Origin of the sequence: Streptomyces sp. NPDC053431, assembly GCF_044544925.1 — a bacterium.
GTDB lineage: Bacteria > Actinomycetota > Actinomycetes > Streptomycetales > Streptomycetaceae > Streptomyces.
In genome coordinates this window covers 566,901-580,751 of record NZ_JBITXX010000002.1, presented here as the reverse complement: position 1 = coordinate 580,751, position 13,851 = coordinate 566,901, and the positions used below count along the sequence as shown (strand labels likewise).

Sequence of the window (13,851 nt, the reverse complement as noted above, 5' to 3'; positions counted from 1 at the left end):
CCCGCCGACCCCTCCGGCCCTCCGGCCTCGCCCCTCCGGCCCTCCGGCCTCGTTCGTCAGAGCTCGGGCGCAGGCGACGTCCCGGGCGCGCCCGGCGCCTGAATGCGGCGTCCGGTGACGCGGCGGGGTGCGAGCACGACGACCGTGTCCCGCCCCTCGCCGGCCCAGGGCGTCGAGTACGCGGCTTCCCGGAGCGCCTGGGCCGCGGCGGGGTCCGACACGTTGCGTGCGGGGCCCACGACGAGCACGCTCCAGCCCTGGCTGAAGGCCTCGTCCGCGCGGTCCTCCTCGAAGGCGATGACCGCGCCGGCAGCGGCCGCCCGCGCGAGCGGCGTGTCCTGCGCGGTCATGAACAGCAGTTCCCTGCCCATGACCTGGTAGTTGACGGGGTAGATCTCCGGCCCGTCGCTCCCGGTGACGGCGACGCGGCCGACACCGTGGTCGGCGAGCAGCGCCCAGCATTCCTCCTCGTCGATCGCGTCCATGCGGGCGTGATACGCGGCCTGGCCGCGTCCGGGCCCGAAGTCGGCGGTGTATCCGGTCAGATCCTGAACGGTCGTCTCCAGCGCGTTCGCGAGCCGGATCAGGAACTCGATTCCGGGTGAGGGAAGTTGCCGCTCAAGGAGGTCGATGTATCCCGGTGTCGATCCGGCCCGTGCGGCCACCTCCTCGCGGGACAGGCCGAGACGGGCGCGCCTGGCCTCGACACGGCGGCCGAGATCGCTCATGTGGCGGGCAGTGGCGTCCATCACTGCTCTCCCTCCGAGGGGGCGGGGTGGTGCTGCGGGATGACGGCGACCGGGCACGAGGCGTGGTGCAGCGCCCGGTGGGCCACCCTGCCGAGCTCCAGGCCGACCAGGCGGCCCTGCCGTCGCGCCCCTACGACCAGCAGGTCGGCGGCGGCGGAGCGGTCGGTCAGCACCCGGTGCGCGGGGCCCTCGACGGTGCTTCTGCGCAGCCGGACCCGGGGGAATTCGCGGGCCAGGGGGTCGAGGGCCTTGTCGAGGAGTTCCGAGGCCCGGTGCTCGAAGTACGGGCGGGGTTCACCGCTCAGCAGCGGGTGCTCCACCGCTGCGTGGGCGGGGCGTCGCCAGGTGCGGACGACGTCGAGCTCCGCGTTCCGGACCGCCGCCTCGTGGAAGGCGAACCTGACCGCCGGTGCGTCCACGTCGTGGTCGCCGATGCCCAGCAGGACCCGCCGATGGCTCGCTTCCAGGGCCTGCCGGTCCCCGCGGACGACGACGACGGGGCCGTACGCTCGGGCGGCCACGACGAGGCCGACGGATCCGAGCAGCAGTTCGGTCAGCTCGCCCCTCCCACGTGACCCGACGACGAGCAGCAGGGCCTCCTGGCCCTCGCGGAGCAGCGCACCGGTGGGATCCTCGGCGAGGACCTCCGCGCTGAGAGCGAGCCCGGGGGCGCGCCGCCGGGCCCGGTCGGCGGCCGTGCCGACGATGTCCTCCGCGAGGGCCTGTCCTGAGGGCCGGTCGGTGGTCCCGGCCGGCACGGCACCTTCGTACCGTTCCCACAGAGAGGCATGGACGATACGCAGAGGGTGTCCGTGTCGTACTGCTTCGTCGACCGCCCAGTCCAGGGCTGTGAGGCCGGCGTCGGAACCGTCGACGCCTACCACCAAGGGGACTGCCGTCACGGGCGCGTCCATCGTCGCCACCGCCTTTCGCGTGCGAGGCCGCTCACTGCCACGCTCGCACCGGAACCGGCGGCCGGATAGGGCCGGTCGGTCCCGGCCTGCCCCCCCCGGCGCAGAGTGTCGCCCCTCCGGCCCGGACGGTGGCGACGGGGTGGTCACCGCAGCGAAGGCCGCTGCCGCGGCGGGCCAGGCTGCCACCGGCGAGCGCGACGTGGGGACGCGCGCGGCGGCGCCGCGGAGGACCTGGGGCCCCGCGTGCGAGCCGGTCGGCCCGCATGGGGCCAACGGTCCCGGAAGGGGACCGTTCGGCACTGCTGTCGGCACGGGCCCGCGGACGAGGGTGGGAGTGGCGGAGGATCTCCGTCGCCGGGCGCTCGCGGGAAGGCGGCGCCGAGCGCGTGGCGCTGCCCTGCGTCGCCCGGGACGCTCGGCGTCCTGCGCCCGGCTCAGCTACGACAACGACGAACTCTCATCGGAAGGTGGACGGTCATGCCGCAGACAATCGTGGTCGGCATCGACGGTACGCGGCAGGCGGACGCCGCGGCCGAGTGGGCGGCGGACGAGGCCGTGCTCCGCGGCGCCGGCGTCCATCTTGTCCATGCGCAGGCACCGGGGCCGGAGTCCGTCGCCCCGCTCGCGGCGCAGGAGTCCCGTGCGTCGTGGGCCGAGGAGTTGCTGGGTCGCACCGCCGAGCGCCTGCGCGAACAGCGTCCAGGTCTGCCGGTGACCACGCGGCTGTTGTCCTCGGGACCCGTCCCGGGCCTCGTCGCCGCGGCGGAAGCGGGCGACCTGCTCGTCCTGGGTTCGCGCGCGATGGGCGCCGTGGCCGGGTATCTGCTGGGATCCGTCGGCCTGAGCGTGGCCGGGGCCGTCGAGCGGCCCGTCGTGCTCGTACGAGGCCCCGGCGGCGCCTCGTCGAATGGCTCGGTCACCGTGGGGGTCGACGCGCGGCATCCCGCGGACGCGGTCCTGGACTTCGCGTTCGAGGAGGCTGCCCGGCGTGGTGCCGACGTGACTGCCGTGTACGCCCAGCAGATCCCCCTCTACGCCGGCCTCGGTCCGGCCATGGTGCCGGACGTCCGGCCCGCCGTGGCCCCGGAGATCGAGCAGTCCCTCGACGATCTCCTCGAGCCCTGGCGCGCCAAGTACTCCGAGGTGGGCGCCACCGCTCGCGTGGTGATCGGTTCGGCGGGGATCGAGCTGGTGCAGGCCTCCGAGGACGCCGGCCTCCTCGTGGTGGGCCGCCGTGCACGGCATTCGACGCCGGGCGCCCGCATCGGCAGCGTGGCCCACGCGGTCCTGCATCACAGCCGGTCCCCGGTCGCCCTCGTGCCGCACGCCTGACACCGCAGACGGGCTCTCGGGGCCGGCGGGGCACGCCGGATCCTGGCCGCGCCCGCGGCGACGGCGCCGCACACGGCGGCAGCGGTCCGTCGCGCCACCACGTACCGCTCAGGCCCTGCGAGTTGCCCAGGCCGGACGCAGCCTCACCGGGCCTTGTCCATCCGCCTTCGCCGGTCGGCGGCGCGGCCGTCGGGCCGGTCGTCAGGCGGGCCGGTAGTAGGCGGTTACGGGGGTGCGTGCTTCGTCGTGAAGGGCCGGGCCTTCGTGCGGTACGGCCGGCCAAGCGCCCGAGGCGGGGTTGAGCGCGACGAGCTGCTCGGTCGACAGGGCGTAGACGACCCGGCCGAGGCCGGAGCGGACGATGCCGCCCTCGCACATGCCGCAGGGCTGGCAGCTGGTGTAGAGGGTGGTACGGGCGGCCGTGTCCGGGTCCAGCTCGCGGGCCGCCCAGCGGGCGAGCTTCAGCTCGGGGTGGGCGGTGATGTCGTCGTCCCGCCGGACCGTGTTGTGGGCCTGGGCGAGTACGGTGCCGTCCGGTCCGGCCAGGAGGGAACCGTACGGCGCGTCGCCCAGGGTGACGGCGTGGGCGGCGATGCCGATGGCGCGCCGCAGCAGGGCCTCGTCGGCCGAGGTGATCATGATGCGTTCCTCTTCCAGTGGGTGGCCACGGTGGTGAGCGCCCGCCAGGCCGCCTCGGGCCGGCGGGTCTCCTCCGGATCCCCGTGGTAGGGGTCGAGTACGACGGTGTCCGCGCCCAGCAGGCGCAGTTGGTCGAGGTCGTCGAGGATCTGGTCGACGCTGCCGACGCCGGCGGGCCGGTCCGGCGCCTCGACCGGGGCGCCGGTGACGCGCAGGGCGATCCGCGGTGCGAAGCCCGGCAGCGTGTGCCGCCGCAGGACCGCGCGCATCTCGGGGAGCGAGAGCCGCAGCGGGTGCCAGGCGTCGCCGAACCTGACGGCGCGCCGGAGGGCCGCCTCGCTGTGACCGCCGACCCAGATCGGAACGTCGCCCTCCTGGCGCCCCGCCTTCCGGGCCTCCCGGAGGGTGCCGAGGCACTCGTCCGTGAGCCGGCCCCGCGAGGTGAACGGCAGGCCCAGCGCCTCGAATTCCTGCCGGGCCCAGCCGACGCCCACGCCGAGGACGAAGCGCCCGCCGCTCAGCTGGTGCAGGTTGGCGGCCATGCGGGCCACCAGCAGGGGATGCCGGTAGGGCAGGACGAGCACGGTCGTGCCCAGCCGCACGGTGCTGGTGAGGCCCGCCAGCCACGACAGGGTGGTGAAGGGCTCGTAGAACGGCTCCGGATAACGTTCGGCCACGTCCGGCGTGACGGCCACGTGATCCGACACCATGAGGACGCCGAGCCCGAGGCCCTCCGCGAGCCGGGCCGCTTCGCGCAGGACGCCGGGATCGGTACCCGGGCCGAAATTCGGTACGTTGACGCCGAGTTGCATGGCTCGAGGCTATCCCGGTGATCACAGCGCGCGGAACCGAGACTTCCCCGCAGGGGACCTGTTTCGCCGTGGTTTTGCTGGTATTTTCGCCGCATGGCCGGGAATCTTGACGAAGTCGACTGGGCGATCATCGAGCAGTTGCAACGGGAGGCCCGCATCTCCCTGAGCGAACTGGGCCGCCGCGTGAACCTCAGCCCGTCGGCCACCACCGAACGCGTCCGCGGCCTGGAGGCCCAGGGCGTCATCACCGGCTATCGGGCCGAGATCGATCTGACCAAGGTCGGTTACCCCGTCCTCGCCGTCGTCCGCCTCAAATACCCGGGCAACCGCCACGAACCTCTGCACCGCCTCCTCGCCGAACGCCGCGAGGTCCTGGAGTGCCTGCGTACCACCGGCGACGACTGCTACACCCTGAAGGTGGCCGCGACCTCCATGGAACACCTGGAGACCCTCATGGACGAGCTCGCCGGCTTCGGCAGCACCACCACGAGCGTCGTCTACCGACAGACCCTCCCCTACCGCGGCCCGCACCGCCCCTGACCGATCAGAGCGCGTCGAACGCCGAGAGGTCGAAGGCGGGCTCGGCGTCCTCGCCGGACGGGATGGCTTGTTCGACCCAGATGGTCTTGCCCGTGGGCGTGAAGCGGGTGCCCCAGCGCTGGGTGAGCTGGGCGATGATGAACAAGCCGCGGCCGCCCTCCTCGTCGGTGGCGGCGTGGCGCAGGTGCGGGGAGGTGTGGCCGGTGTCGGAGACCTCGCAGATCAGGGTACGGTCGCGGATCAGACGAAGGCGGACCGGGCCGGCGGCGTAGCGGATGACGTTGGTGACCAGCTCGCTGACGACCAGTTCGGTGGTGAAGGACAGCAGGTCCAGGCCCCAGTCCTCGAGTCGGCCGGCGGCAGCCGCACGGGCGTCGGCGACGGCGGCCGGGTCGGGCGGGAACTCCCAGGTCGTCACGTTCTGCGGGTCGAGCCTTCGGGTGCGGACCAGGAGCAGGGCCGCGTCGTCGTCCACCGGCCCGGCGAGCAGTGCCGACTGCGCCTGTTCGCAGAGGTCCTCCAGGGGCCCCTGGTACTGGGCCAGGATGTCGGCGAGCACGCCGCGCCCGACGGTGATGTCAGGGTCGAGGGCCTGGACCACGCCGTCGGTGAAGAAGGCGAGGAGGCTGCCCTCGGGAAGATGCAGCTCCGTGCTCTGGAAGGGCGGGCCGCCGACGCCCAGGGGCGGGCCGGGTGGCAGTTCCAGGTAGCCGTCGGCGCCGTCGCCGGGTCGGATCACCGCGGGCGCCGAGTGGCCTGCGCGCGCCAGCCGGCACTCGCCGGTGACCGGGTCGTACACGGCGTACAGGCAGGTCACTCCGATTCCCTCGATGCCGTGCTCCTTCTTGCCGACCAGGTCATCGAGGTGGGAGAGCAGCTCGTCCGGGTCGAGGTCCAGCCGGGCCAGGGCGCGCAGGCTGGTCCGCAGACTGCCCATGGTGGCGGCGGCGGGCAGTCCGTACCCGAGGACGTTGCCGATCACCAGGCCGACCCGTGCGCTGGACAGCGGGACGACGTCGAACCAGGCTCCGCCGACGCCCGAGCGGGTGTCGGCGGGCACGTACCGGGCGGCCACGTCGACGGCCGTCCGCGGCGGCAGGTCGCGTGGCATCAGGCGCCGCTGCAGCCGAAGAGCGCTGGTATGGCCCCGGGTGACGACCAGCATCAGGACGAAGCCGACCAACAGGGCCCCGACCCCGAGCACCGACACCCCTCCGACCCGCCCCAGCAGCGGCAGGTTCACCGAGGTCGTGCCGAAGTCGGGTTCGGCGAAGACGTCGAAGGCGGCGTAGCAGAACAGGAACAGCATCATCAGGCCGCCCAGGGACGGGACCACACCCCTGCTCAGGAAGTCCCGGGTGCTGCGCGTGAGGGTGCGTCGGAACACCCAGGTGCAGGCGAAGCCGGTGAGCGCGTAGTAGAACGCGATGGCCAGGCCCACGGCCTCGATGGTGTCGGCGAGGACGTTCCTGCTGACCAAGGTCAGCAGGAGGAGGAAGCCGATGGACGTCACGCCCATGCCGACGGTCGACCAGGTCGGCGTCAGGAACCTGGGGTGCAACCGTGCCAGGCGGGACGGGAGGGCCCGGTGCGCGGCCATCGAGAACACCGTACGGGCGGTGGGCAGGATGGTGGACAGGGTCGCCGCGACCGTGGACGTCACGACCATGAGGATCAGCAGCCGGGTGAGGTACGGGCCGGCGCCTTCGCTGCCGAAGACCGTGTCGCCCAGCACGGACAGCACGTCCCCGGAGTGGTCCGGGTTGGCCAGTCCGGAACCCTGGGTGCTCACCCCCGCGATCGCCTGCGCCGAGGTGGCGACCAGCGTGTAGACGCTCAGCAGCACGAGGGTGCAGATGACCGCCGACCGACCGGGGATGTGCCGGCTGTCGACGGTCTCCTCGTTGACCGAGACGGCGACGTCCCAGCCCCAGTAGGCGACCACCGCGACGAGGACCCCGGTGGTGAGCTCCTGGGTGGAGGCGATCCGGAAGGGATCGAACCAGGAGGCGGCGACGTGGATCGAGCCGGGCGGGTTGACGGTGTAGGCCCTGACCAGCGCGGTGCCGGCGAACGCGATCAGCACGACCAGCTCGATGATCAGCAGCCAGCGCTGCAGGACGGCCGACACGGTGATGCCGATGTAGTTGACCGCGGTCATCGCGGCGATCCACACCACCCCCGCGGCCGTGGTCCACGCCCGGCTGTCGGCCAGCGAGTCGAGGCCGACCAGGCGGAAGCTGTAGCGCCCGGCGATCTCGGCGAGGTTCACCATGATGATCACGTCGGCGACGATGATGCCCCAGCCGCCCATCCACCCCGCCCGGGGGCCGAAGGCGCGGCTCGCCCAGACGAAGGTGGTGCCGCAGTCGGCCGCGATCGCGTTGAGCTCCCGGTAGGCGTAGGCGATCAGCACCATCGGTACGAACGCCAGCACCATCACGGCCGGGGTCTGCAGCCCGACGCCGGCCGCGACGATCACTCCGAGGGTGGATGCCACGCTGAACGCCGGGGCGGTGGACGCCAGGCCGATCACCACCGAGGAGAACGGGCCCAGCGCGCCCGCTCTCAGCCCCTTGCGACCCGCGCCAGCGGCCGGTATGCCCGTCGCCGGGGGCATGGCGGCACGGTCGAGGGGGGGCACACCTGGTTCCACGTCAGCTCCGGTGGTTCGGCCGACACGATTCTTTCGGCTCCGGGCACCTGGGCCGTGCATTGAGTGGTGTGCGTCGTGATGTCGCGGTCGCGGGGTGGGCGCCTGATTGAATGCGAGAGTGATCGACATAGCGTTTTTCGCGGTGCTTGCAGCCCTCGTCGCGTGGCTGGTGGGCCGGAAGCGGCGGCAGAGGTCGACGGCGACCGCCGCCGGGGAGCCGGCCGGGGTGCCCTGCATGCTCAAGTGGTCCGCTCAGGGCTCTCGCTGGCGGGCGGGACGTCTGCGGACAGGAGGTGCTGATCCCCTCGTCTGGAAGCCTTCCTTCGGTAAGCGGGAGGTCGCCCTGCCGGCCGGTCTGCGCCGGACCGAGGTGCGCTCGCCCTCACTGCGTGAGGCAGTGGCCATCAATCCGCAATCGCGGATCGTGGCCTGCGAGTCGTCCGAGGGCGAGCTCCTGATCGCGGTCATGCCGGAAGATCTGGACCGCGTGATCAAGGCTCTGGAGAGCGCCTGACCTGCTGCCGCTCACGGGCCGCAGGCGGCGCCGGTCCGGCTGTCGACCTGCCCGCGGCCGCGACCCGCCCGGGAGCGGGCCCCTGGCCTGGCCGTACGGTCACCCGCAGGTGAGGGCGAAGCTGTCGCGTTCCACGATGACCTCACCCGGATCGACCTCGCCGTCGAGGTCGGCGTCCTCGAAGACGGCCTTCCTCCGCTCCTTGATGGTGAGCGTGCCGACGGGCGTGCCGTCCGCGGCGTAGATCGTGCGCTCGTCCTCGGTGACGATGCCGAGGACGGTGTGGTACGGCCGGGCGAGGACGAGCGTGAAGCGGTCGTAGTCGACTCCGCTCTGCACGTAGCGGCCGTCGGGCAGGTCCATGTGGAAGTCGTAGCTGTCGACGCCCTTGACGACCAGCGTGCGGTCGGTGCGCAGGACGTGGGCGACGGTGTGCTCGACGATGGTGTACCGGCCGATGAGGTCGGCCGGCAGGCAGCCTTCGAGCGGGGCCTCGCCGGTCCGGGTCGTGGTCTGGTCGACGGTGTCGATGACGACGGTGTCCGCCCGGGCCGGGGTCGTGGCGCACAGGCAGGCGGCCGCGGCCAGCGCGACGGCGGGGGCCGCGAGGCGGCGGATGCGCGGGGTGAGGTGCATGGTCCCGACGCTAGTGAGCCGGACCGAACCCGGCATCGCGAGCGCGACCGTGCGGAGGAACGACGTTGGGGGAACGCCCGGGTCAGAAGAGCGCGCGGTAGCAGAGGGCGGCCACGGCGTTCACCGCGGCGGTGGGCCGGCCGGGCCGGTTGTGCGGCACCGTGTTGCCGGCCAGCGCCGTGAGCCCGAGGCAGGGGTAGTCGACCTCGATCCCTCCGTGGCGGTCCCACGTCACGTCGTCCTCGAGCCGCCCCAGTTCGGCCATGGAGCGGCCGCGCAGCTCGGGCCGCAGGTGCAGCGGCCCGACCCGGCCGAGCGCCGTGGTCAGCAGGGTCACGTCGCAGTCTTCGGTGTCCAGGTGGAGCAACACCTCGTCGTCGCCCTCGTAATACCCGTAGGACGAGAACGTCGGGACGAGCAGCCGGCCGGACAGGGCACGGGCGACGTGGGTCATCGAGACGTGGAGCCGGGACAGGAGCTGCCCGGTGGCCGCCGGGGTCTGCTTGCGGACTCGGCCACGCTCTTCCACGGGCGTGCGCGGGCCGGCGTCCGGGACCCGGGCGTGCGCATGACGTTCACGCGCCTCGTCGGCGAGCCTGTCGCGGAATTCCGCGTCCCACAGGCCGTCGAGGTGCGCGTAGCCGAGTGTCCGGAAGGACCGCCGATCGGCGGTCGTCGGTACGAACGGCAGGAGGTCCGTGGCGCCGAGCGGGGCGATCTCGGGTGCGAGCTGGGGCATCAGCGGTCCTCTCGTGTGGCTACAGCAGCGACGTGAAGTGCAGCGCGGCGACCGCACCCAGGGCCGACAGCGGGCGCCCTGGGCGGTGATGGGGTACGGATCGCCCGCGCAGGGCGAGGACGCCGCGCCGGGGGTAGGCGATGCGGCGTCCGCTGTCGGCGTCCCAGGAGGGGCCGGCCTGCAACCGGTCCAGTTCCGCCTGGGTGCTGCCGGCCAGTTCGGGATGGATGTGGAGCGGACCGACGCCGCCCAGCGCGGTGGCCAGGATCGCCAGGTCGGACCTCTCGACGTCGACGTGCAGCCAGATCCCGTCGTCGCCGGGGTAGAAGTTGTACCAGCCGTACGACGGCACGAGCAGCCGGCCGGTCAGGGCTCTCGCCAAGGGCACCAGGGCGAAGTGCAGTCGGGTCAGCAGCGGGGCGTCGGACGCGGTCGCCTGGATCAGCCCGCCGGTCCGGCGGGCGATCTCTGCGGCGGCCGGGAACAACTCCGCCGCTTCCACGGCGATCGCCTCGGCGGTCGCCCCGTTCCAGAGTTCGCCGAACGCCGCGCATCCCTGCCGGGCGAGGCTTTCCCGATGCGTGCTCGCCACGGCCGGCAGGTCGACGGCGAACTCGTCGGGAACCGGCGGGGTCCTTCCGCGTTCGCCGGCCGCGCCCGATCCGACAAGCATGCCTATTCCGCTCCGGCGGCGCGGATGACCGGCTTGTCCATCATCACCATCTGGTTGGGGTGCTTCCGACCGGAGTTCGCGATGCCGTTCGGCCATGCCACGTTCGGCGTGAAATGGGTCCACTCGCTGTCGGCGGGCAGCGTGATCACGCCCCGGTAGGAGAACTGGGCGGAGCCGCCGGAGGCTCCGGAGGCCAGCAGTTCGTCCACGCGGCCCTGTGCCTCCTTCTCGATCCGCGACACCTCGATGACCTCTCTCGGAAGGACGTAGTAATGACCCTCGACGTCCGTGAGGACCACGGCGTCACCCTTGGTCTCGTTCATCAGCTCGGCCTCCAGTCGTAGTACGTTGCGTGAACCGATCATCACACAACGTAGGCATTCGGTTACGCTCCGACGTCACGCCCAGACGGCTGACATGCTCCGTTCGTCCTCGACGCCGACGCCCGTCCCGAGCCGGACCTCCCACGGAGGTGGGAGGTCGGAGGCAACGCGGACGCCCGATCCGACGTCTGCCAAGCGGGGAACGAACTGAGCGGACCGATCCACCCCGACGCCCGCCCCCACCGTGTGAAGGGACCTGCTTGTGCTCATAGGACTGCTGACCGCCGTCGCCGCCTCGATCTGTTACGGCACGGGATCCGTCCTCCAGGCCGTCGGCTCCCGCAGGTCCGCACGGCGCGAGGCGGCCACGGCCGGCCAACTCACCCAGCACGGCGGGCCGAGCCTGTCGTCGACCGCAAAGGCGGCGATGACCTGGGAGTTCATCGTCGGCACGATCCTGGACTTCGTCGGCTTCGGCCTCGGCGCGCTGGCCGCCCGCCTGCTCCCCCTCTTCCTCTCCCAGACCGTGATCAGCGCCAATCTGGTCGTCACGGCCGTCCTCGGCGTGAAGCTCCTCGGCATCCGGCTGACCCGCGCGGAGTGGACCTCGATCGGTGTGGTCTGCTCGGCCCTGGTGCTGCTGGCGAGCGCGGCGGGCCCGGAGGGGAGCGGGCGCACCCCGATCGCGACACACTGGTGGCTGCTCGCGGTCTCGCTGCTGCTGATGGGCGGCGGCACGGTCCTCGTACGGGTGCTCGGCGCCCGGGCGGCGATCCTCGCGGGTCTCCTGTCGGGCCTCGGCTTCGGCGCGCTCGGCGTCGGGGTGCGGATCCTGAACGGCCTCGACCCCCTCGCCCTGGACGCGCTCCTGACGGACCCGGCGCTCTACGCGATCCTCGTGGCCGGCGTCGGCGGCATGTATCTGCACACGGTCGCACTGCAGCTCGGCTCGGTGAACGGGGCGACGGCGGCGCTCGTGGTCGGGGAGACCGTGCTGCCGGGGATGATCGGCGTCTGGTGGCTGGGTGACGCCTCGCGCCCCGGTTTCGCCTGGCCGGCCGTCCTCGGCTTCGTGCTCGCGGTCACGGGCGCGGTGGCGGTGGCGTGGTTCGGCGCCCCGGAGAGCCACGGGGCGGAGCCGGAAAGCCTGCCGGAGCCCGCACGGGTACCGGAGTCCGCACGCGTGCCGGAGTCCGCGCCTGTGCCGTAGACCTCGCTCACGGAGCCCTAGACGGCACCCTCCTGAACGGGGGCCGGGGATCCCGGGCGAGCGGGATCATCGGCCGGGGCGGCGGCACGCAGCGCCGCCTCGACCCGGCGGTTGCTGGTCATGGTCGACGTGACGGCGGTCATGGCGAGGAGGAGACCGGCGGCGGTGTAGAGCGGGGTGCGTACGTCGTAGGCGGTGGCCAGCCAGCCGCCGAGGACGGCGCCGAACGGGGCGGCGCACATGGCGAGCATGCGGGAGGTGGAGGCGACCCGGCCCATCAGGTGGGCGGGGACGATCGCCTGCCGGAGGGACGGGGCGAGCACCATCGTGGCACCCATGCCCGCCCCGCAGACGGCGAGCGCGAGGCCGGCGACGTACGGGTTCGGGGCGGCGGCGAGGCCCAGGACGGCGAGACCCTCGACCGCGGCCGTGCAGGTCAGTGCGGTGCCGGTGCCGAGTCGTCGGCCGAGGAAGGAGGCGATGCCCGCGCCGAGCAGACCGCCGGTGGCCTCCGCCGTGAGGAGCAGGCCGAAGCCGAAGGTGTCGATGCCGAGACGGTCGTGCGCGAAGAGGGCGAGCACGGTCTCCACGGCGAGGAAGGCGATGTTCCCGACCGCCGGCCGCAGCGCGAGCCCGAGCAGCAGCCGGTCCCGGAACACGTACGAGGCGCCGGCCCGCGCCTGCCGCAGCAGGGACTCACGGGCCTGCGGTACGGGCAGGGGTACGGCGGGCAGCGACCGTACGAGGAGTGCGGAGAGCGCGAACGACACCGCGTCGGCGAGCAGCGGAACCGCCCGCCCGAGCGCGAGCAGGGCGCTGCCCGCGGGCGGGCCGACGAAGCCGGACGCGGCGGTCTGGGTGCCGCGCAGGCGGGAGTTGGCGCGCTCCAGCAGCGCGGGGTCGCGGCCGAGCAGGTCCGGCAGATAGGCCGTGGCGGCCGTGTCGAAGAAGAGTCCGCCGAGGCCGAGGAGGAAGGCGACGGCCGCGAGCAGTGGAATGCTCAGCCCGTCGAGCGCGGCCGCTGCCGCCGGTATCGCGAGCAGCACCGCACGCGCCGCGTCCGTGACCCACATCGTGCGCCGACGGTCCCAGCGGTCCACCAGCGCACCGCCGAGCACGCCGAACAGCAGCCACGGCAGCGTTCCGGCGGCCGTGACGACGGCGAGGGCCATCGGATCCCGCGTCAGGGTCAACGCGATCAGCGGCAGCGCGGCATGCGTCACCCCGTCCCCCAGGGAGGACACCGTCTGCGCGGTCCACAGCCGCCCGAACCCGGTCGGCAACTTCGGAACTCCTGAGGTCACCTGGCATCCCCTTCGGCCTGCCGGCGCTGTCCCGGACGGAACAGCGCGAAGACGAACGACGCGTCCGGCAGCGACGGATCGGACAGCTCCCGGTACTCGTCCGCCAGTGCCTGCAGCCGCGCCCCGAGCTCCGCGAACTGCTGCTCGGTGAGCCTCAGATGCGCCATCCCCACGTGCCGCTCACCGTCCGCCGGCGAGGCCTCCAGGTCCGCCACCGCGTGCCGCATGAGGACGTCCGGCCCGCCCTCGCCCGGATCCGGCAGCACGATCGTTCGCGCGGCCATCGCGTAATACCGCTCGGTGACCCCCCGCACCTTCCGCGTGCGCACCACCTTGACCAGGCCGGCCCGCTCCAACAGCCGTACGTGGTAGCTGGAGCTGCCCTTCGCGAGGCCCACTCGCTCGGCGATCTGCGTGATCGTCGCGGGCTCGAAGCGGAGCACGGCCATGATCCGGTGACGCGTGAGATTGGAGACGGCGCGTAGCTGCTCGTCAGTCGTGACGTGGAACGCCTCGGGAGGCTCATCGGTTGCCATGCCCTCAATGGTCAACACTTCTTGACCATTAGGCAAGCGTTTTTTCGTTCAGGCTTGCGGCAACTGGCGTTTCCCCCTGGGGCGTCGGCCCCCGCCACGGCGCGGGCCCGGGGCCGTCAGCCGTCCTCGCCGCCGCGCGCGTCCTCCAAGGAGGCGCTCATGATGGCGGTCGCGCGCGTCAGCCTTCCTGATCCCGTGAGTTCGTCTTCGGTCACACCGGGTCCGGCAGTTCCATGCGCGCGAGGACTGACGGGCGCCGGTGGCCGTCCGCCCG

General features: G+C 72.8%; 15 protein-coding genes. 4 read left to right on the top strand and 11 right to left on the bottom strand.

What is annotated here, in order from left to right; all coding sequences use genetic code 11:
• Window positions 1–56: 56 nt before the first annotated feature.
• The gene (locus ACIGXE_RS08640; protein WP_399744882.1) at window positions 57–749 is read right to left on the bottom strand and encodes a helix-turn-helix domain-containing protein; all 693 of its coding nucleotides are present in this window, start codon (window positions 747–749) and stop codon (window positions 57–59) included.
• Entirely contained in the window at window positions 749–1,663 is a 915-nt protein-coding gene (locus ACIGXE_RS08635; protein ID WP_399744880.1) for a universal stress protein, read from the bottom strand. Before ACIGXE_RS08635 ends, ACIGXE_RS08640 begins: the two co-directional genes overlap by 1 nt.
• Window positions 1,664–2,140: 477 nt before the next feature.
• Here ACIGXE_RS08635 and ACIGXE_RS08630 point away from each other — a divergent pair, with 477 nt between their 5' ends.
• Window positions 2,141–2,995 (top strand): universal stress protein, encoded by an 855-nt coding sequence (locus tag ACIGXE_RS08630; RefSeq protein WP_399744878.1) that lies wholly within the window; start codon window positions 2,141–2,143, stop codon window positions 2,993–2,995.
• 201 nt (window positions 2,996–3,196) lie between these two features.
• Here the strand turns inward: ACIGXE_RS08630 and ACIGXE_RS08625 are convergent, their stop codons facing one another.
• Both ACIGXE_RS08625 and ACIGXE_RS08620 read right to left on the bottom strand, forming a co-directional pair.
• Window positions 3,197–3,634: a nucleoside deaminase gene (locus ACIGXE_RS08625; RefSeq protein ID WP_399744876.1), complete on the bottom strand. Its 438-nt coding sequence runs from the start codon at window positions 3,632–3,634 to the stop codon at window positions 3,197–3,199.
• Window positions 3,631–4,446: an LLM class flavin-dependent oxidoreductase gene (locus ACIGXE_RS08620; RefSeq protein WP_399744874.1), complete on the bottom strand. Its 816-nt coding sequence runs from the start codon at window positions 4,444–4,446 to the stop codon at window positions 3,631–3,633. Before ACIGXE_RS08620 ends, ACIGXE_RS08625 begins: the two co-directional genes overlap by 4 nt.
• Window positions 4,447–4,539: 93 nt before the next feature.
• Between ACIGXE_RS08620 and ACIGXE_RS08615 the strand changes: the two genes are divergently transcribed.
• On the top strand, window positions 4,540–4,986 hold the full coding sequence (locus ACIGXE_RS08615; RefSeq protein ID WP_399744872.1) for an Lrp/AsnC family transcriptional regulator: 447 nt from the start codon (window positions 4,540–4,542) through the stop codon (window positions 4,984–4,986).
• A 4-nt stretch (window positions 4,987–4,990) separates the two neighbouring features.
• On the opposite strand, the gene ACIGXE_RS08610 is transcribed toward ACIGXE_RS08615, so the two are convergent.
• Window positions 4,991–7,606, bottom strand: a complete 2,616-nt coding sequence (locus tag ACIGXE_RS08610; protein WP_399744870.1) for an amino acid permease — start codon at window positions 7,604–7,606, stop codon at window positions 4,991–4,993.
• Window positions 7,607–7,760: 154 nt separating this feature from the next.
• Between ACIGXE_RS08610 and ACIGXE_RS08605 the strand changes: the two genes are divergently transcribed.
• Entirely contained in the window at window positions 7,761–8,156 is a 396-nt protein-coding gene (locus ACIGXE_RS08605) for a hypothetical protein (RefSeq protein WP_399744868.1), read from the top strand.
• A gap of 99 nt (window positions 8,157–8,255) precedes the next feature.
• Here the strand turns inward: ACIGXE_RS08605 and ACIGXE_RS08600 are convergent, their stop codons facing one another.
• The 4 genes from ACIGXE_RS08600 to ACIGXE_RS08585 form a co-directional block, all read right to left on the bottom strand.
• Window positions 8,256–8,792 (bottom strand): hypothetical protein, encoded by a 537-nt coding sequence (locus ACIGXE_RS08600; protein WP_399744866.1) that lies wholly within the window; start codon window positions 8,790–8,792, stop codon window positions 8,256–8,258.
• A gap of 82 nt (window positions 8,793–8,874) precedes the next feature.
• Window positions 8,875–9,531 (bottom strand): hypothetical protein, encoded by a 657-nt coding sequence (locus tag ACIGXE_RS08595; RefSeq protein ID WP_399744864.1) that lies wholly within the window; start codon window positions 9,529–9,531, stop codon window positions 8,875–8,877.
• Window positions 9,532–9,550: 19 nt separating this feature from the next.
• On the bottom strand, window positions 9,551–10,204 hold the full coding sequence (locus tag ACIGXE_RS08590) for a hypothetical protein (RefSeq protein ID WP_399744862.1): 654 nt from the start codon (window positions 10,202–10,204) through the stop codon (window positions 9,551–9,553).
• A 2-nt stretch (window positions 10,205–10,206) separates the two neighbouring features.
• A complete protein-coding gene (locus tag ACIGXE_RS08585; RefSeq protein WP_399744860.1) occupies window positions 10,207–10,527 on the bottom strand; it encodes a hypothetical protein in 321 nt (106 codons plus the stop codon).
• Window positions 10,528–10,789: 262 nt separating this feature from the next.
• Between ACIGXE_RS08585 and ACIGXE_RS08580 the strand changes: the two genes are divergently transcribed.
• Window positions 10,790–11,737 (top strand): hypothetical protein, encoded by a 948-nt coding sequence (locus ACIGXE_RS08580; protein ID WP_399744858.1) that lies wholly within the window; start codon window positions 10,790–10,792, stop codon window positions 11,735–11,737.
• 17 nt (window positions 11,738–11,754) lie between these two features.
• Here the strand turns inward: ACIGXE_RS08580 and ACIGXE_RS08575 are convergent, their stop codons facing one another.
• Complete coding sequence (locus tag ACIGXE_RS08575) at window positions 11,755–13,020, bottom strand: MFS transporter (protein ID WP_399744856.1); 1,266 nt, start codon at window positions 13,018–13,020, stop codon at window positions 11,755–11,757.
• Window positions 13,021–13,037: 17 nt separating this feature from the next.
• Window positions 13,038–13,577, bottom strand: a complete 540-nt coding sequence (locus ACIGXE_RS08570; RefSeq protein ID WP_399744854.1) for an ArsR/SmtB family transcription factor — start codon at window positions 13,575–13,577, stop codon at window positions 13,038–13,040.
• Between the last annotated feature and the right edge of the window lie 274 nt (window positions 13,578–13,851).